18 protein-coding genes are annotated in these 17,555 nt (G+C 44.6%); 15 read left to right on the top strand and 3 right to left on the bottom strand.

All coding sequences use genetic code 11. From position 1 onward, the window contains the following. Entirely contained in the window at positions 1 to 1,479 is a 1,479-nt protein-coding gene (locus GWR56_RS20415; protein WP_162433038.1) for a glycine--tRNA ligase, read from the bottom strand. 127 nt (positions 1,480 to 1,606) lie between these two features. Here GWR56_RS20415 and GWR56_RS20410 point away from each other — a divergent pair, with 127 nt between their 5' ends. The 9 genes from GWR56_RS20410 to GWR56_RS20370 all read left to right on the top strand — a co-directional run bounded on the left by GWR56_RS20410 (position 1,607) and on the right by GWR56_RS20370 (position 10,421). Beyond that, on the top strand, positions 1,607 to 2,326 hold the full coding sequence (locus GWR56_RS20410) for an ATP-binding cassette domain-containing protein (RefSeq protein WP_162433037.1): 720 nt from the start codon (positions 1,607 to 1,609) through the stop codon (positions 2,324 to 2,326). A 206-nt stretch (positions 2,327 to 2,532) separates the two neighbouring features. Further along, positions 2,533 to 3,033: a hypothetical protein gene (locus GWR56_RS20405; RefSeq protein WP_162433036.1), complete on the top strand. Its 501-nt coding sequence runs from the start codon at positions 2,533 to 2,535 to the stop codon at positions 3,031 to 3,033. 375 nt (positions 3,034 to 3,408) lie between these two features. Then, the gene (locus tag GWR56_RS20400) at positions 3,409 to 3,894 is read left to right on the top strand and encodes a hypothetical protein (protein WP_162433035.1); all 486 of its coding nucleotides are present in this window, start codon (positions 3,409 to 3,411) and stop codon (positions 3,892 to 3,894) included. Positions 3,895 to 4,029: 135 nt separating this feature from the next. Next, positions 4,030 to 4,530: an outer membrane beta-barrel protein gene (locus tag GWR56_RS20395; RefSeq protein ID WP_162433034.1), complete on the top strand. Its 501-nt coding sequence runs from the start codon at positions 4,030 to 4,032 to the stop codon at positions 4,528 to 4,530. Between the two features lie 28 nt (positions 4,531 to 4,558). Beyond that, positions 4,559 to 6,961 (top strand): gliding motility-associated ABC transporter substrate-binding protein GldG, encoded by a 2,403-nt coding sequence (gldG, locus tag GWR56_RS20390; protein ID WP_162433033.1) that lies wholly within the window; start codon positions 4,559 to 4,561, stop codon positions 6,959 to 6,961. A 37-nt stretch (positions 6,962 to 6,998) separates the two neighbouring features. Continuing rightward, the gene (dnaN, locus tag GWR56_RS20385; RefSeq protein ID WP_162433032.1) at positions 6,999 to 8,123 is read left to right on the top strand and encodes a DNA polymerase III subunit beta; all 1,125 of its coding nucleotides are present in this window, start codon (positions 6,999 to 7,001) and stop codon (positions 8,121 to 8,123) included. A 169-nt stretch (positions 8,124 to 8,292) separates the two neighbouring features. Next, entirely contained in the window at positions 8,293 to 8,961 is a 669-nt protein-coding gene (locus tag GWR56_RS20380; RefSeq protein WP_162433031.1) for a DUF4397 domain-containing protein, read from the top strand. Positions 8,962 to 8,963: 2 nt separating this feature from the next. Continuing rightward, positions 8,964 to 9,713 (top strand): DUF4397 domain-containing protein, encoded by a 750-nt coding sequence (locus GWR56_RS20375; RefSeq protein ID WP_162433030.1) that lies wholly within the window; start codon positions 8,964 to 8,966, stop codon positions 9,711 to 9,713. A gap of 48 nt (positions 9,714 to 9,761) precedes the next feature. Further along, positions 9,762 to 10,421 carry a DedA family protein gene (locus tag GWR56_RS20370; RefSeq protein ID WP_162433029.1) on the top strand — a complete coding sequence of 220 codons (660 nt, stop codon included), beginning with the start codon at positions 9,762 to 9,764 and terminating at the stop codon, positions 10,419 to 10,421. A 61-nt stretch (positions 10,422 to 10,482) separates the two neighbouring features. Here GWR56_RS20370 and GWR56_RS20365 read toward each other — a convergent pair whose 3' ends face one another. After that, entirely contained in the window at positions 10,483 to 10,935 is a 453-nt protein-coding gene (locus tag GWR56_RS20365; protein ID WP_162433028.1) for a hypothetical protein, read from the bottom strand. A 6-nt stretch (positions 10,936 to 10,941) separates the two neighbouring features. Beyond that, the gene (locus tag GWR56_RS20360) at positions 10,942 to 11,907 is read right to left on the bottom strand and encodes a zinc dependent phospholipase C family protein (protein ID WP_162433027.1); all 966 of its coding nucleotides are present in this window, start codon (positions 11,905 to 11,907) and stop codon (positions 10,942 to 10,944) included. A gap of 460 nt (positions 11,908 to 12,367) precedes the next feature. On the opposite strand from GWR56_RS20360, the gene rpsT reads away from it, so the two are divergent. The 6 genes from rpsT to GWR56_RS20330 all read left to right on the top strand — a co-directional run bounded on the left by rpsT (position 12,368) and on the right by GWR56_RS20330 (position 17,276). Beyond that, on the top strand, positions 12,368 to 12,622 hold the full coding sequence (gene rpsT, locus GWR56_RS20355; RefSeq protein ID WP_162433026.1) for a 30S ribosomal protein S20: 255 nt from the start codon (positions 12,368 to 12,370) through the stop codon (positions 12,620 to 12,622). A gap of 225 nt (positions 12,623 to 12,847) precedes the next feature. Then, a complete protein-coding gene (radC, locus tag GWR56_RS20350; RefSeq protein WP_162433025.1) occupies positions 12,848 to 13,546 on the top strand; it encodes a DNA repair protein RadC in 699 nt (232 codons plus the stop codon). Positions 13,547 to 13,708: 162 nt separating this feature from the next. Then, the gene (locus GWR56_RS20345; RefSeq protein ID WP_162433024.1) at positions 13,709 to 13,948 is read left to right on the top strand and encodes a hypothetical protein; all 240 of its coding nucleotides are present in this window, start codon (positions 13,709 to 13,711) and stop codon (positions 13,946 to 13,948) included. Positions 13,949 to 14,143: 195 nt separating this feature from the next. Next, a complete protein-coding gene (pheT, locus tag GWR56_RS20340) occupies positions 14,144 to 16,543 on the top strand; it encodes a phenylalanine--tRNA ligase subunit beta (RefSeq protein WP_162433023.1) in 2,400 nt (799 codons plus the stop codon). 127 nt (positions 16,544 to 16,670) lie between these two features. Next, the gene (locus GWR56_RS20335; RefSeq protein ID WP_067052893.1) at positions 16,671 to 16,961 is read left to right on the top strand and encodes a hypothetical protein; all 291 of its coding nucleotides are present in this window, start codon (positions 16,671 to 16,673) and stop codon (positions 16,959 to 16,961) included. A 21-nt stretch (positions 16,962 to 16,982) separates the two neighbouring features. Beyond that, positions 16,983 to 17,276 carry a cell division protein ZapA gene (locus GWR56_RS20330; RefSeq protein ID WP_134337669.1) on the top strand — a complete coding sequence of 98 codons (294 nt, stop codon included), beginning with the start codon at positions 16,983 to 16,985 and terminating at the stop codon, positions 17,274 to 17,276. Positions 17,277 to 17,555 lie beyond the last annotated feature (279 nt).

Here is a 17,555-nt window from a genome sequence, read left to right as displayed (position 1 = left end):
CTATCCCAATAGATTTTTCCAGCTCACCATGCTGCCAATGATCTTTTCCAGATCAGCGGCAGGTACACGTTCCTGCGCCATGGTATCGCGGTGGCGAATGGTTACGGTGTTATCTTCAAGCGTTTGGTGGTCTACAGTGATGCAGAAAGGCGTACCGATGGCATCCTGGCGGCGGTAGCGTTTACCAATGGCATCTTTCTCCTCGTATTGCAGGTTAAAATCCAGTTTTAGCTTATCCATAATTTCGCGGGCCTTTTCGGGCAGCCCGTCTTTTTTGGTAAGCGGGAAAATAGCTGCTTTAACCGGCGCAAGGCAAGGGTGCAGGCGTAGCACGGTGCGGCTGTCCTGTTTCTCAGGTGTGCTCAGGTCTTCCTCTTCGTAGGCGTTTATCATGGTTAGTAAAAACATCCTGTCTAACCCTATCGAGGTTTCGATGACATAAGGGATGTAGTTACCATAAGGTTTGCCGTCTTCGCCCAGTTCGGGGTCAAAGTACTGCATTTTTTTACGTGAGAATTTTTCGTGCTGGCTCAGGTCAAAATCGGTACGGCTGTGTATGCCTTCAACCTCTTTAAAGCCAAACGGAAATTCAAACTCAATATCGTAAGCGGCATCGGCATAGTGGGCCAGTTTGGTATGTTCGTGGTAACGGTACTTTTTGGGGGCGGTTCCTAAGGCAAGGTGCCATTTAAGACGGTTTGCTTTCCATTTATCAAACCATTCGCGCTGTGTGCCGGGTCTAACGAAGAACTGCATTTCCATTTGTTCAAACTCGCGCATGCGGATGATAAACTGGCGGGCAATAACCTCGTTACGGAAAGCTTTACCAATTTGCGCTATACCAAACGGTATTTTCATCCTGCCCGATTTTTGCACGTTGAGATAATTTACAAATATCCCCTGCGCGGTTTCGGGGCGCAGGTAAACCACGTCGGCATCATCGGCCACCGCGCCCATCTGGGTGCTGAACATCAGGTTAAACTGGCGTACATCCGTCCAGTTGGCGGTGCCGCTTATAGGGCATTTTATATGTTGGGCTATTATCAGTTCGCGCAGGCGGGGCAGGTCTTCGGCCTTTAGGGCATTATCCATCTCTATCTGTAGTTCCTCAGCCTCACTGGTTTTGCCTTCCTCGTCAAGTTTGGCAATGCGGTCTTCCAGCAATTGATCGGCACGATAGCGTTTTTTACTGTCCATATTATCTATCATCGGGTCGCTGAAGCCGTCAACGTGGCCGCTGGCTTTCCAGATGGTTGGGTGCATAAATATGGCCGAATCGATACCAACAATGTTATCATGCATTTGAACCATGGCTTTCCACCAGTACGTTTTGATGTTGTTTTTTAACTCCGACCCGTTTTGGCCGTAATCATAAACGGCGCTAAGGCCATCATATATCTCGCTCGATTGAAAAACAAAGCCATATTCCTTGCAATGCGATATTACATTCTTAAAAAGTTCGTCGGTTGGGTTGCTCATAATAGGGCAAAGATAGTTTTTCGTTTGGAAGTCCGAAAGTCGGAAAATCCGCAAGAAAAATTTCAAATCTTGCTTCCACTAGCTATCTGACTTACGGACTTTCCGACTTAATCTATAACTTTACCGCATGAGCATACAGGTGCACGCTTTAACAAAAGTTTACGGGCAGCAAAAAGCTGTCGATGGTATTTCATTCCATGCGGGTACCGGGGTGCTCGGCTTTTTAGGGCCAAACGGCGCGGGCAAAAGTACCACTATGAAAATGCTCACCTGCTTTATCCCGCAAACGTCAGGCACCGCATCTGTCTGCGGTTTTGATATTAACAAGCAACCGCTGGATGTTAAACGCAACATTGGCTACTTGCCCGAGAGTAACCCCCTTTATACCGATATGTATGTAAAGGAGTCGCTGGCCTTTATAGCGGGTATACATGGCATACACGAACCTGCCGGGCGTATTGCCGAAGTTATTGAACAAACCGGACTTGGCCCCGAGCAGCATAAAAAAATAAGGCAGCTATCAAAAGGCTATCGCCAGCGGGTAGGCCTTGCGCAGGCAATACTGCACAACCCGCAGGTATTGATACTGGACGAACCCACCTCGGGCCTGGACCCGAACCAATTGATCGGCATAAGGCAACTGATAACCGACCTGGGGAAAACAAAAACCATTATCCTTTCTACCCATATTATGCAGGAGGTTGAGGCGGTTTGCCAGCGGGTTATCATCGTTAACAGTGGTAAGATAGTGGCTGATGATACGCTCGCCGGCTTACGCGAAAGTAATAATGGCAATTCGCTCGAAAACATATTTATTGGCCTCACCAATAATTTATCAGGCAATTGAAATTTAAAATCATTTTATCGCCGGTTGCATTTTCTATATAAATAGGTTGATTTGCAATATGTTGTAATAACTTTTCGTTAATAAAAATACGAATTTGGAGCCATATTGAGTTTTTTTTAACGAAATTGAAAACTAAATGCCATCATTTTTGTCATCATTGACGATAGCAGTAAATGCAAAATTTATACTTTATTAAAAAAATGACTATGAAAAAATTATTATTGGCAATCCTGTTTGTAGGAAGTGCATCGGCTACATGTTTAGCCCAGGCAAATCAAGGCAGTAAATTTAACATTGGTGTAGAGGCTGGTTTGCCGGTTGGTTCTACCCATGACCTTTACAATTCTGTTATAGGTGGTTCTATCAAATACGAACTTTCTGTAGCCAGCAGTACTTTCTTAACTCTTTCTGCCGGTTACAATAGTTTTCATTCAACTGATGATTACCAGGCAGTTGGTGCTAAATCATCAGTTGGTTTTGTGCCCCTTAAAGCAGGTTTAAAGTATTATTTTAACGAAGGCTTTTTTGGCGAAGGCCAGTTAGGTGTTGCAATTAACACTGTTAAAGATGGTGGATCTGCATTTGCATACTCGCCGGGTATTGGTTACTCGTTTGATGGTGGCCTGGAGGCGGGCGTTCGTTATGAAGGCTGGTCAAAAGGTGGTACCATAAGCCAGGTAGGCCTGCGTGTTGGTTACAGATTCTAATATCGAAAACATGTGTACAAACAAGAAAGACCCGCGAGAATCGCGGGTCTTTCTTGTTTAATATGCTTTGATATAACAGTGATAGACACGGCATAAAGCCCATACCGGAAAAAGATCCGGGATGATTTTATGGTTTTAAGCAGGTCGGATATTATCATACAGCTTAGTGCTGTTGTACGCGGCCCTGCCCGGTGGCAGCTCACCCTTTTGCCGGGCTGAAACATGGCGTTTATGTATCCTGTAGTTAAGTGAATTAACATACGCGAAATCCAGTATTATCAATCCGAAGGGTGGCGTAAATTTTGTCGGATAATTTTGTTTTTTTGGAATATAGTTTATTTTTGTTGCTATTAATCAACCTTTTACAATTAAATTATGAAAAAATTACTATTGTTATTCGTAGTTGTAGCATGCGCAACATTCTCTGCATCGGCACAATCAGACAAAGCAAAGTTCAGCATTGGTTTTGAAGGCGGCTTACCTATTGGTTCTACCGGCGATGTTTACAGTGTAGCATTGGGTGGTTCGTTAAAGTACGAGATGCCAATTGCTACCGGTACTATGTTCACCTTATCTGGTGGGTATACATCTTTTAAAGTTAAAGATACATTTGGTGGCGGTTCGGTTGGGTTTGTTCCTGCAAAAGCCGGTATCAAATATTTCTTTAGCGATGGCTTTTATGGCGAAGCGCAGGCTGGTGCTGCATTTAACACCGAAAGCGGTGGCGGTACAGCGTTTGCCTACTCTCCGGGTATTGGTTACGCGCTCGAGGGCGGTTTTGACATCGGCGTAAGATACGAGGCCTGGTCAAAAAGTGGTACAATCAGCCAAATTGGTGTACGAATAGCGTATGGTTTCTAAAAAAACAGCAATTAAATTGAAAAAGCCCGAAATATTTCGGGCTTTTTCAATTTATGCCTCACACTGATTTGGACCGTAAACACTTTATTTTGGCGTAATAATATTGTATTTTCGGCCGGTATCTATTTATCAAAAATGAAAAAACTACTGTCGGCATTACTAATGTTATTTTCCTGTAGCGCTTATGCGCAAACGCCTACCAGGGCATTTAGTGCCGGCCTCGAACTCGGCGTACCTGCAAACAGCGTGTTTGCTATAGGCTTTGGCGGCTCGGGTAAGGCCGAAGTACCGTTGGTTTCTGCGCTAAGCCTTAGCGTTACCGGTGGCTTTACAAGTTTTCACTATAAAAGCGCTTTAATCGGCAGTTCAACTACACAGCCGGCAGTAAATTATATACCTGTGAAGGCAGGCGTTAAATATTATTTTAGCCCGGGTTTTTATGCTGAGGGCGAAGCCGGGAATGCCTTTCAAACAAATTACACCAAGGAGAACCTTTTCATTATTGCTGTTGGTCCGGGCTTTATAGTCTCTACAGGGGAACATAGCGGTATTGATTTTGGCTTCAGGTACGAAAACTGGGGAAGCGGCCGCTTAAGGCAAACTGCTATCAGGGTTGCGTACCGGTTTGGATGGTAATTCACACTCCTTAAATATTCACAACAACGTGTACAGCATCCTTAAAAAAGAAATAATTGCCTACTTCAGCTCGCTGGTGGCTTATATTACCATCGGCGTTTTCCTGCTTGTTCTGGGGCTGTTTTTATGGGTGTTTCCCGATACCAGTATCCTGGCTTATGGTTATGCCGGATTGGACAGCTTGTTTAGCACTGCCCCTTACCTTTTTATGTTCCTGGTGCCTGCCATTACCATGCGTTTACTGGCCGAGGAGCGTAAAGAGGGCACCTTTGAATTGCTATTGACCCGCCCGCTCACTGATGCACAAATTGTGTTGGGGAAATATTTTGCGGGCGTAGTTATAGTGCTCTTTGCGCTTGCACCTACGCTGGTATATTATTTTAGCATTTACACATTGGGTACGCCGCAGGGAAATATCGATACAGGGGCGGTTATCGGCTCGTATATCGGTTTGTTTTTGTTGGGGTCATCATTCGCAGCTATCGGCTTGTTTGCATCATCGGTAAGCAAAAACCAGGTTATAGCGTTTACCATAGCTGTTTTTTTGTGTTTCTTTTGTTATAGCGGGTTCGATTCGCTGAGCACCATTTTATCACTTCAAAACCTGGGCCTGCAAAGTTTGGGTATCACGCAGCACTATGAATCTATTAGCCGCGGCGTGCTGGATACCCGCGACCTGGTATATTTTATCCTTTTAGCCACATTATTTATCTGGCTTACACTTTTTGTACTGAACAGGCAGGCAGGTAAAAAATTTGTTAATACGGTGTTCCTGAGCGCCTTGGGCATTATGTTCTCGCTGAGCATCTTATCAGGAAAGCTATTTACCCGGTTCGATTTCACTAAGGAGAAACGTTTTACCATTTCACCTGTCAGTCGTGCAGTAATGGGCAGCCTGCCGCAAACGGTTAACGTTACCGTATACCTGCAGGGAAACGATTTCCCCGGCGGTATGAAACGGCTGCAAACATCTGTTAGAGACATGCTGGCCGACCTGCAGGCATATAGCCATGGCAAACTCCGGTTTGATTTTACTGATCCGCTAAAAGGCCTGTCCAACGATCAGCAGAAGCAGGCGTATGACGATTTACAGGCCAAGGGCATCGAGGCACAAAACCTGAGCGTTAAAACCGATGACGGTGTTTCACAAAAGGTGATATTCCCTTTTGCTTTGGTGTCGTACGGCGATAAAAGCATCCCGGTTAAGCTGCTGCAATCGCAGAACAACATGAATTTGGCGCCCGATGAGGTGTTGAACAACTCTATCCAAAATTTAGAGTACGGCTTTACATCGGCCATAAAAAAAATAACCAGTGGCGGTAAGCAGCGCATAGGTTTTACCGAAGGGCATAACGAACTTACTGACGTAGAGCTTAACGATGCCATGCGATCGTTAGCCGACGGTTATTTGGTTGGCCGTGTTAATTTAACCAGTATACCGTTTGATAGCCTTGCCAAAATAAGCCTGCTGGTGATACCCAAGCCCGATAAGGCCTTTACCGAACTTGAAAAATATAAGCTTGACCAGTATATTATGCATGGGGGCCGGGTACTCTGGGCGATAGACCAGGTGAGTGCCGAACTGGACAGTCTGCGGGGGCATGGCGGCGAGCAACTGGCCTTTAACAAGCAGCTAAATTTAGACGACCAGCTTTTTGGTTATGGCGTACGTATTAATTACGACCTGATTGCCGACATGAACTGTTCAGCTATCCCGGTAAATACGGGCAATGTGGGCGGGCAGCCGCAGATACAATTACTGCAATGGTTGTTTAACCCGGTTTACCTGCCATTTGCCAAGCATCCTATCGTTAAAAACCTTGATGGTATTACCAGCCAGTTTGCCAGCACTATCGATCTGCTTGATGTCAAGAACGTAGAGAAAACCATTCTGCTTACGTCGTCGCCATATAATAAAAAAATAAGCGCCCCGCATATGCTATCGCTGCAGTCGCTGCAGGACGAACCCAAACCCGCGGAGTTTCAGAGCGCGCCGAAAATTACAGGCGTTTTGCTGGAAGGGAGCTTTAAGTCGGATTTTAGGAACCGCCCCGTACCCGAAGGCCTGACTGATAAAAAATCGCCGTTACAACAAAGTAAGGCTACAAAAATGATCGTGCTGAGCGATGGCGATATATTGCGCAACCAGGTTGGCGCGGATGGTTCGCCGTACCCGCTTGGTTATGACCGCTACACCCGGCAAACCTACGGAAACAAAAACCTGCTTTTGAATATGGCCGATTACATGACAGATGATTCGGGCCTGATAGCATTACGCAGCAAAGAGATACAAATACGCCTGCTCAACCGTGCCCGTATAAGGCAGGAGAAGCTGTTTTGGCAACTGGTAAATAATATTGCGCCCCTTGGTATAGTGTTAATATTTGCTATTTTTCAACATTATATACGCAAGCGAAAGTATGCTCATTAAATTTTATACTTTTGGTACATAAACGTTAGTAAACATCATGAGATTTATTGTTTCCACATCAACACTACTCAAGCAATTACAGTCTGTAAGTGGTGCTTTAAGCAACAGCACCGTATTGCCCATACTGGAAAACTTTTTGTTTGAGATCAAAGACGGGAACTTAACCATTTCTGCCACCGATTTGCAAACCAGCATGACCACATCGCTGGCAGTTGAAGCCAAAGAGAATGGCCGTATAGCCATACCATCGCGTATATTGCTGGATACCCTTAAATCGTTACCGGAGCAACCTGTTGCTTTCTCTGTAGACGACAGTACCTTTGCTATTGAAATAAGCGCCGGCGACGGTAAGTACAAGCTTAGCGGCGAAAATGGCGAAGATTTTCCGAAGATACCGGTTGTTGAGAACGCATCGTCAGTAAACCTGCCCGCTTCTGTATTAGGCGAGGCCATTAATAAAACCATATTTGCTGTTAGTAACGACGAACTGCGCCCTGCCATGACGGGTGTATTTTGCCAGCTAAGCAGCCAGCACCTTACCTTTGTAGCTACTGATGCCCACAAGCTGGTACGTTACCGCCGTAAAGATGCAAAGGCCGACAGCACCACATCATTTATATTGCCAAAAAAAGCGTTAACACTGCTAAAATCAGCCTTGCCGGCAGATGATGTGAACGTATCTGTTGAATATAACAGCACAAGCGCCTTCTTTAAGTTTGGCAATATCAATTTAGTATGCCGCCTTATTGATGAACGTTACCCCGATTATGAAGCAGTTATCCCGAAGGAAAACCCAAATAAACTTTCTATCGACCGTTTGGCATTCTTAGGCTCATTAAATCGCGTAGCTATTTACGCTAATAAAACCACTCACCAGGTGAGGTTAAAGATAAGCGGCAGCGAGTTGAATATTTCCTCAGAAGATATTGATTTCGCCAATGAGGCACACGAACGCCTGAGTTGCCAGTACGAAGGAGATGATATGGAAATAGGCTTTAATGCCCGCTTCCTGATAGAGATGCTTAAAAATTTGAACTGCGAGGAAGTGTCGTTAGAGATGTCGACCCCTAACCGCGCAGGCTTACTGCTGCCACAAGGCGGCGACGAAAATGAAGATGTATTAATGCTGGTAATGCCGGTAATGCTAAATAGCTACGCGTAACCGGTAAGTAGCGGGAGTGAATCGTGAGTGGTTGCCGCCCGGATACTAACTACTCACCAATCAACCAGCCACAGTTCAACTCAAAAAAGTCTGGCACAAGCCGGACTTTTTTGTGCGCCTTATAACAAAAACCATTATAATTGAGTTATATAGCATCTGCTTGTTAATAATGAAAGTAAACAGACTTATTTTTATAGTTTTTATGGCTTTTTTAGGGGTGCAATCCTGTAAAAAAGGAGATGATGCCCCTATAACTAAACCTACTACGCTTATAAATTTCATTAACGCATCCACCGATACACTTAATTTTTATGTGAACGGCAGCAGGCTTAATACGCTGGCCTCATCATATCCGCAGGGCTCAACAGGGTATATCTCTACGCCGCTTGGCGAGCAAAACTACCAGGCAAAAAAAATGGGATCGCCTGTGGAGCTGTTCGATCTGCGGTTACCGCTGGATTCGGGCAGTATATATTCATTATATATTACCGACGGCACATTGGAAAATACATTTACTACCACTGATAGCTTGTACACACTGCCAGATACCGTAACCACCATACGTTTTGTTCATACATCTCCCAACCTGGGTGGTGTAGACGTTTTTGTTGGCGATACTGTAAATTTTAAGGCGCGGACATTTAAATCCGCCAGTGTATTTTTAGAAGTTAACCCGGGCGTAAAGCGCATACGTATTTACAAAGCGGGTACAACCGAACTATTGAGCGATGAGCAGCGCACTTTGCAAAGCCGCCGGGCTTATACCCTTTTTACAAAAGGGGCACTAAGCACCGCAGGCAGCGCATCATCAGGTACGGGTTTAATCATAAATAAGTAGCTATGGCTAATAAAAATAAAAGCGGCATATTATTGGGCCTGTGTTTATTTATAACATTAGGTATGGTTATACCTATTCTTGCATCGTGCGGCAAAACCGGGGTAAGTGCCAGCAGCGGCTTAAATGCCCGATTGAAAATTGTGAATTTAAGCCCCGACATACAGCCTTTTAACCTGTATGCCTTTTATATAAGGCAAAGCACAGCAGCTTATAGCTACCCCAACGCGTCAGATTATTTTTTGATTAACAGTATTGATACGCCCCTGCAAATAAGGACGGCTCAAACGGTGAACGGTGTAAGCCCTACAAATTTGCTGAGTTTAGGAGGTTCTTTAAAACCAAATTTACCATATACATGGTTTGTTACCGGCTTGCTGTCTGATAGTTCGCTAACATCCATTTTAACTATCGATACCGGCAGCACGCCTGGCAATGGCCGTGGTAAAATAAGATTTGTTAATGCATCGCCCAACAGCCCCGCTTTAAATTTAACAGCTAACGATACCATTGCCTTTAAAAATGTCACCTATAAAGGCCAAACCGGTTTTATAGAGTTAACGGCAGGTAGTTATAACCTTAATGTGAGCGCTACCCGCGACCCAAAAACCGTTTTGTCGGGTCGGCCGAATTTTACCATTGCCGACGGTAAATTATATACTATGTATTTTTATGGCCTTTCTAACAGGGCTGATACCGCAACCTATGGCACCAATGTTATATTAAACACGTTGCCCCCCGGCACAAAATATTAAGGTTGGGTATCTGTTTTATCTTTATATTTTTGTTAAAATTTTAAAGCCTTGGAAATAATACACAGTATCATCGACTTTATTTTACACATTGATAAGCACCTGGTACAAATAACCAGTGAATACCAAAGCTGGACATACCTTATACTCTTCGTGATCATTTTCGCTGAAACCGGTTTTGTGGTTACACCCTTCCTGCCGGGCGATTCGCTGCTGTTTGCTGCCGGCGCCTTAATTGCCGGGGGCAAATCAGGCCTTGATATCTATTTGCTAACGGTTATTCTGATAATAGCGGCTATCACCGGTAATACGGTAAATTATATGTTGGGTAAGTTTTTAGGGGCCAGGGTTTTTAAAGAAGAGAATAAGATACTGAAATTGAGTTATTACCTGCAAACCAAGGCCTTTTTTGATAAGCACGGCGGCAAAGCTGTAATATTCAGCCGGTTTGTGCCTATTATACGCACCGTAGCGCCGTTTGTGGCTGGGGTGGGGCGTATGCCATTTAGCCGTTACAGCCTCTATAATATTGTTGGTGGTATAAGTTGGATACTTATCTTTTTATTTTGCGGGTTTTGGTTTGGTAAGGTGCCTTTCATCGAGAAGAATTTTTCGCTGGTGGCTATTATCATCATACTGGTATCCATTATTCCGCCAATATTCGCCATCATCAAAAGTAAGATGAGTAAAAGGGGGCAGCCAATACGATAAAACCAAGGTTTATGCCGTTTTGATAATGGTTATTGCTTTGGCTGATTTTTCTCTAAGCTTATTATTTTTTATCTAAAAATATCAATTTATCCCCGCTATATTTATAGTAATGCAGATTTTTCCACGCAGCTTTTTTACGCCATTGCCGCCATTGTGGTAATGTTAAGAGTTGAAGCCCTGAATCGGTAAAAGTATCAAGATAGTATACGTTTAATGTTTTTGGATCGACGTAGAAGTGGAAGCTGGTCCTAAACATATCCATGTTACTTATCCCCACCTGCACTCCCCAGTAATTATTGAACGTTGGGTTAGGTTCATCATCCGTTATTATCAACGGTTTTGCGGCACTTGCGTCCTTGAAAAAAAGTTTGGTTTCCCTTAACGATTTAACTTTGTTAATGATCGATAACTTTACCTTTTTGTTGCCGTCAGCACCCGCCTGTTGTGCGGTGCACTTTTCGCCATAACCGCTTGTGATCACAGCGATCAGAATGAAGTAAACAAATGATTTCATGAGGAATTATGGCGTACCTAAAACTAACACTTTCCCCGCTTTATACAAAGCCTGTTCTTTGTCGATCTGCTGCCTTTCATACTTCGTCAACGGTTTCGCGATCAACTTATCCAGGTCGGGCTGCCCGGCATCAACCCATGCAGAAAACCAAAAGCTGCCTACGCTTAATATAGATGCCCGCATTTGCCTTTGCACCATGCCCCTGAGGCGCTTGTGGTAAGCCTTGCTATAAGCTACTGAATATACTTTTATTTTGCGATCGCCACGCTGCTCCAAGGCATATTTTTGTGCGGCCGGGAACGATTTATTCAACAAACGTTCTGCCCTTAGCACGGTATCGGCACATTTAAATGAGCCGCGGCATATTTTAAAGGCCTCGGCCAGCGGGTTTGCTATATACCTGGCCTTACCCACATTGTAGTTGTATGCATTGCTGAATAACTCGGGCAGGCGGCTTTCCCATAAGGCGTGGATACCAGCCTGACCGGTGAGCTGCCCATCGTAGTTTTCCGTTAAATGCAGCGGTGTATGCGCGTCGGATATATAATGCGCCAGGTTTGATGATGTGATGAGGATTGAGGTGGTATCGTGCGCCTTAAACGCCTTTACCAGCCAGTAGTAATTTGATGCTATAGCCCAAGGAACGGTGCCGTACTTGTTAAGCGTATCGCTCGAGTATTTGGCCGCCGCGTCGATCCAATGCTGCGGCACATCTCTGAATGGCTGCTTACCGTAGTGGTCTGCGTCAAAAAAATGGTGAGGGGCTTCGGTGCTGTCTACATAGCGCTTTTTATCGGCGCTAACGGCATGTTCTGTTATAAAGCCGATGTTGGCCTTGTAAAAACCTGCCATACCCTTAGGCAGTGTAAAAACCGCCAGCCGGTTAATGCGGTAATGCGCGAAGAAACCCCACGAGGAGCAAAAGATAATTATGGCTATGCCGGAGACGCTGGTTATAAGGGCACGCTTCATGCACAGTAAATATGGCGATTTTTGTGACAGCGTAAAAGAAATGTTTGCTTACTTTTTTCAGGTTTGCTGCCGTGAAGGAAACCCTGAACATTGATGAGATCTGCTCAACCAAGGTTTAGCCTTTCCTGTGCGTTAGGGGTAGAAGCGGGTACCGGCATGGCGCCTAAGGCCTGTGCAGTATGAGCGGATAACCCGGGCCGAAGGTAACGCTATAAGAGCTAACGATAATGCCGGCCGTACTATTAATTCCGTCCGTCCGCTAAACTGCCCGGACCCATGAGGACAGAACGGACATGTACTAATAACCAATGAACCAATGAGCAAATGAACCAACAAGCAAATGAACCAACAACCTATTTATCCACAATTTAAAAATAACATAAATAGCCTTGCATATTTAAATTTGTGTGCCTATATTTGCAACCTCAAAATAAAAGAAAAAGAATAACAAAGCTATACGATGGCAAATCATAAATCATCCATAAAAAGAATCAGGGCAAACGCTGCGAAGCGTCTGCGTAACAGGTACCAGGCAAAAACCACCAGAAACGCGATCAAGAAACTGAGAGGTACTACCACCAAAGCTGATGCTACACCTTTATTGTCGAAAGTGATCTCGATGTTAGATCGTTTGGCTAAAAAGAACGTTATTCACAAAAACAAAGCTTCGAACAATAAATCAAAGCTTACAAAATTTGTAAACGCTTTAAGCTAATAGCTTAATCAATATATTAAAAAGGGATAGTACGAAAGTATTATCCCTTTTTTGTTGGATGTGCGGGAGGGATACTCAGCCCCGTGGCACTTCGCGCGCGACCCTCTCTGCTACGCAAAGAGGGTGAAAAGTAAAAGAAAAACTCCCTCTTTGCGGAGGATAGAGGGGGCAGGGGGTGAGTAAAAATATTTTTCTATTTTTAGGTGCAGATAATCCCTAAACCAAGTGGAAGACTACCCCAATAAAATAAGCATTAAATCATGGGCCGAGGAAGACCGCCCGCGCGAAAAGCTGAGCGGGCAGGGAAGGCGCGCCCTTACCGATGCCGAACTGATAGCCATATTGATAGGCAGCGGCAGCCGTGATGAAAGTGCTGTTGAGTTAAGTAAGCGCATCCTGCATCATTATGATAACGACCTGAATAAGCTCGGCAAAGCAGGCATAAGCGAACTGTGCAAGTTTAAAGGCGTGGGAGAGGCTAAGGCCATATCTATCATAGCCGCGTTGGAGATTGGCCGCCGCAGGGGCGATACCGAAATAAAGGTGCTTGATGAAGTAAAAAGCAGCCGTGATGGGTACAATATTATGCGCCGCCATTTGATGGATTTGAACCACGAGGAGTTTTGGATAATGCTGATAGGCCGTTCAAGCAAAGTGCTGGCCAAGGAACTGGTGAGCAAGGGCGGGCTTAGTGGCACCGTTGCCGACCCGAAGATCATCTTCCATATGGCATTGCAGCACCAGGCCAGCGCTATTATTATGGTGCATAACCACCCTTCGGGTAATTTAAAGCCGAGCCGCGAAGATCTTGTGCTAACGAAAAAGATAGCCGATGCCGGCCGTATGCTGGATATTAACGTGCTGGATCATCTGATCATTACCGATGGCGGGTATTTTAGCTTTGGGGACGAAGGACTGTTGTGATTTCGGATTTTAGATGTACGATTTTAGATTTTGTACTGTTAAATAGGCGTGAGGCGCTTTTGTCTTTTTAAAACCAGCTTTGCGAAAAATTCCAAACAACCGGTGGTATAAGCTGTTCTAATTACAATATCTAAAATCGTAATTCTAAAATCTAAAATCATCATGATAGAGCAACCTAACGATCAGGACGATCAATTACAACAAGACGACCAGTTGAGCCAAACCGAGAATGAGGAGCAGATGAGCCAGCAGGATATCCACAGCAACGGCTTTGATGAAACCAATAACGATATTGGCGAAACCGACGAAACCGACCAGGCCAACCAGGCTTACGACGCTGCAGAGCCATCATACACCCTTAACCTGGATGATGGTGACAACAGTACCGGTGATGATGAATAAGTAAACGATGTTTGTCCGTCCGTTCCGGATTACGGAAGTATCCGGACGGTACGGACAAATGTTTGCAGGTTGTCCGCGATGTTCCGCACTGTCCGCATAGGTAAACGGACGGACTAAGCCGCAAAAATAGCAGGGTAAAACCTTTCGCCTTTAGCCTTTAACCTTTCGCCCTCAAATCATATCTTTGCTGCTATAATGAAGATATCGTACAACTGGCTTAAAGAATTTATTGATACAGATAAAACCCCTCAGGAATTATCTGCCATACTTACAGGTACCGGCTTAGAGGTTGAAAGCCTTGAGAAGGTACAGGCCATACCCGGCGGTTTGGAAGGCCTGGTTATCGGCTACGTAAAAGAATGCATCGATCACCCAAACTCCGACCATCTGCACATTACTAAGGTTGATGTAGGCACCGGCGAAGACCTGCAAATTGTTTGCGGCGCCAATAACGTGGCGGCAGGCCAAAAGGTGGTTGTAGCAACCGTTGGCACAACCTTATACCCAACAAGCGGCGAGGCGTTTGCCATCAAAAAATCAAAGATTAGGGGTGAGGCATCCGAAGGGATGATCTGTGCCGAAGACGAGATAGGCCTGGGCACCGACCATGGCGGTATTATGGTGCTTGATGCAGATACTGCAATAGGCACGGCAGCTAAAGACTATTTTAAGCTGAACGACGATTACATGTACGAGATAGGCCTGACCCCTAACCGTGCCGACGCGGCATCGCACCTGGGTACGGCAAGGGATATAGCGGCTTTTTTGAAACTGGAGATAAACAAGCCTGATGTAAGTGGGTTTACGATCGTTAAAAAAGACAACCCTACACAGGTTATAATTGAGAACGAGGCGGCTGCCCTAAGATATTCGGGCTTAAACATTTCGGGTATAAAGGTTGGCGATTCGCCTGCGTGGCTAAAAGAACGTTTAGCGGTGATAGGTGTGCGCAGCATTAACAACGTGGTTGATGTTACCAATTATGTACTGCACGAGTTGGGCCAGCCTTTACATGCCTTTGATGCCGCTGCTATTACCGGAAACACCGTTATTGTGAAGAACGTAGCCGAGGGCACTTCTTTTACAACGTTGGATGATGTTGAACGCAAGCTCACCGCCGATGACCTGATGATATGCAATGCCGAAGAACCGATGTGTATTGCCGGTGTATTTGGCGGCGCAAAATCAGGCGTGAATGAAAATACTACCAGCATCTTCCTGGAGAGCGCTTATTTCAACGCGGTATCGGTACGTAAAACGGCCAAAAGGTTTGGGTTAAAAACAGATGCTTCGTTTCGTTTTGAGCGCGGTACCGACCCGGATATGACCGTGTTTGCCCTTAAGCGCGCGGCCTTGTTGATACAGCAGGTTGCGGGTGGACAGGTAACCTCTGATATATTTGACCATTACCCTGCACCCGTAGCGCCGTTTGCCGTTGATATCACTTATAATACTATTAACAGACTGATAGGCAAGGCCATTGGCAACGATACCATTAAAAGCATCCTTACTGCCCTGGATATACAGATTGTGAGCGAAACCGCCGAAGGCTTATCCCTCAAAGTGCCCCCATACCGTGTGGATGTAACACGCGATGTGGATGTGGTAGAGGAGATACTGCGTATTTATGGTTATAATAACATCGAGATACCTACACAGATCAGGGCGTCACTCAACAACTCAGTACGGCCCGAAAAGGATACCGTGCAAAACGTAATTGCCGACTTGCTTAGCGCGAACGGCTTTAACGAGATGCTGGCCAACTCGCTTACCAAACTCAGCTACTCGGATAACCCCGATACGGCTGTTAAAATAGTGAACCCGCTCAGCAGCGACCTGGACGCCATGCGCCAAACCTTGTTATACTCGGGTTTAGAAGCTATTGCCTACAACCAAAACCGCCGTAGTGCCGACCTGAAGCTTTACGAATTTGGTAAAGTATACGCCACAAAAGATGATAAGTTTATCGAAACACAGCGCTTCAGCGTATTCATTACCGGTGCTAATACCGCCGAGCAATGGAACCAAAAGCAAAAGCCGGTAACTTTTTACAATATCAAGGCTATTGTCGATGGCATATTACAGCGCCTTAAAATAACCGACTTTGCGGTAGAAGATGCTACCTGCAGCAAACTGGCTTTTGGCCTGCAATACTTGCTAAATGGCAAGCAACTGGTTAAGTTTGGCCCGGTAGGCGCCAACGCGTTAAAAAAGGTTGATGTGGATAAAGAGGTTTTTTATGCCGACTTTAACTTCGACCTGGTGCTTGCTGCGGTGCGTAAGAACAAGATAGTTTACCAGGAGGTATCAAAATTTCCCGCAGTGCGCAGGGACTTAAGCATGCTGGTAGATAAAGCCATAACTTTCGGGCAGCTAAAGCAGATAGCCGGCCGGACGGACAAAAAGCTTTTGAAAGAGGTAAACGTGTTTGATGTTTACCAGGGCGATAAACTGCCCGCAGGTAAAAAGTCGTACGCGCTGAGTTTTACCCTGCAGGACACCGAAAAAACTTTAACCGATAAGGCAATTGATACCCTGATGCAGAAATTAATTTATAATTTAGGCAAAGAAGCAGGAGCGGAGATAAGGAAGTAAGCTAAAGCTTAAATTCTAAACCCTAAGTTCTAAATCCTAATTAGCTGCCCTTTAGAATTTAGAGATTAGAATTTAGAATTTTCTCCTTTTAGGATTTAGAAATTACATTTAGAGTTTAATCAAACCAATGGCCTCAGTTGCAGAACAATTAAATAAAGTTGTAGAAAAAACCGAAAGGTTAATTGAGCTTTGTGCTGCATTGCAGGAAGAAAATGATCTGCTGAAACTGGAAAGCGAAGCATTGAACGTGGCTTTAAAAGCCAGTACTAACAAAACAAAAGACCTGGAAGAAAAGCTTCGTGTATTGAAACTTGCTAAGTCGTTTTCAGAAACAAATGAAAAAAGTGTTGACATTAAGCAAAAAATTAACGACTTTGTGCAGGAAATAGATAAGTGTATTGTATTGCTAAAAAAGTAATACAGAAAGTGAAAAGCTCAAATGGGAGAAATCTCAATAAAAATAAACATTGCCGACCGGGTTTACCCCTTAAAGGTAAACATGGAAGAAGAGGAAATTATAAGAAGGGCAGCTAAACTGATCAACGACCGTATAAAAGAGTACCAGGAAAATTACGCGGTCAGGGATAAACAGGATTTGCTTTCGATGTGTGTGCTGCATTATGCAACATCATCATTAAAGGCGGATAAAAAGGTTACTACGGAAGATACCGAGGTAGCCGAAAAGGTTTACCAGTTAGATCATTTGCTGAACGATTTTTTTTCGAAACAATAACGTTCTTTAAAATGAGCTGAAAGCAAACAGCACAAAGCAAAAGCCCTGAAAAGCTTTTAGCTTTAGTCTTTAAGCTTTTAGCCAACCAGAGCTATTAAGATTTAACCGCAGTTAAATTTTAAGTTTTCACTATTAAAAACTTAACGCTTCAATATCTTCGGATTACAAGAGGCATGCGTTGATCGTGTATTTAACGGGAACCCGTGATCCACTCCATCCGACAAGAAGTTTTTACGATACATGAACACTTAGAAGTTTAGTTGCGGTTTTTTTATTTAT

The organism is Mucilaginibacter sp. 14171R-50 (genome assembly GCF_010093045.1).
Lineage (GTDB): Bacteria > Bacteroidota > Bacteroidia > Sphingobacteriales > Sphingobacteriaceae > Mucilaginibacter.
The sequence above is the reverse complement of the archived record's forward strand: the minus strand, read 5'-3'. Positions and strand labels throughout refer to the sequence as shown.

What these genes read in the sequence shown, in the direction of transcription:
- GWR56_RS20405 (WP_162433036.1), top strand. Translation starts at nt 2,533, where the DNA reads ATGAAAAAATTATTATTGGCAATCCTGTTTGTAGGAAGTGCATCGGCT.
- GWR56_RS20375 (WP_162433030.1), top strand. Translation starts at nt 8,964, where the DNA reads ATGGCTAATAAAAATAAAAGCGGCATATTATTGGGCCTGTGTTTATTT.
- GWR56_RS20335 (WP_067052893.1), top strand. Translation starts at nt 16,671, where the DNA reads ATGGCCTCAGTTGCAGAACAATTAAATAAAGTTGTAGAAAAAACCGAA.
- GWR56_RS20330 (WP_134337669.1), top strand. Translation starts at nt 16,983, where the DNA reads ATGGGAGAAATCTCAATAAAAATAAACATTGCCGACCGGGTTTACCCC.
- GWR56_RS20400 (WP_162433035.1), top strand. Translation starts at nt 3,409, where the DNA reads ATGAAAAAATTACTATTGTTATTCGTAGTTGTAGCATGCGCAACATTC.
- pheT (WP_162433023.1), top strand. Translation starts at nt 14,144, where the DNA reads ATGAAGATATCGTACAACTGGCTTAAAGAATTTATTGATACAGATAAA.
- GWR56_RS20360 (WP_162433027.1), bottom strand. Translation starts at nt 11,907, where the DNA reads ATGAAGCGTGCCCTTATAACCAGCGTCTCCGGCATAGCCATAATTATC.
- rpsT (WP_162433026.1), top strand. Translation starts at nt 12,368, where the DNA reads ATGGCAAATCATAAATCATCCATAAAAAGAATCAGGGCAAACGCTGCG.
- GWR56_RS20415 (WP_162433038.1), bottom strand. Translation starts at nt 1,479, where the DNA reads ATGAGCAACCCAACCGACGAACTTTTTAAGAATGTAATATCGCATTGC.
- GWR56_RS20410 (WP_162433037.1), top strand. Translation starts at nt 1,607, where the DNA reads ATGAGCATACAGGTGCACGCTTTAACAAAAGTTTACGGGCAGCAAAAA.
- dnaN (WP_162433032.1), top strand. Translation starts at nt 6,999, where the DNA reads ATGAGATTTATTGTTTCCACATCAACACTACTCAAGCAATTACAGTCT.
- GWR56_RS20380 (WP_162433031.1), top strand. Translation starts at nt 8,293, where the DNA reads ATGAAAGTAAACAGACTTATTTTTATAGTTTTTATGGCTTTTTTAGGG.
- GWR56_RS20395 (WP_162433034.1), top strand. Translation starts at nt 4,030, where the DNA reads ATGAAAAAACTACTGTCGGCATTACTAATGTTATTTTCCTGTAGCGCT.
- GWR56_RS20345 (WP_162433024.1), top strand. Translation starts at nt 13,709, where the DNA reads ATGATAGAGCAACCTAACGATCAGGACGATCAATTACAACAAGACGAC.
- GWR56_RS20365 (WP_162433028.1), bottom strand. Translation starts at nt 10,935, where the DNA reads ATGAAATCATTTGTTTACTTCATTCTGATCGCTGTGATCACAAGCGGT.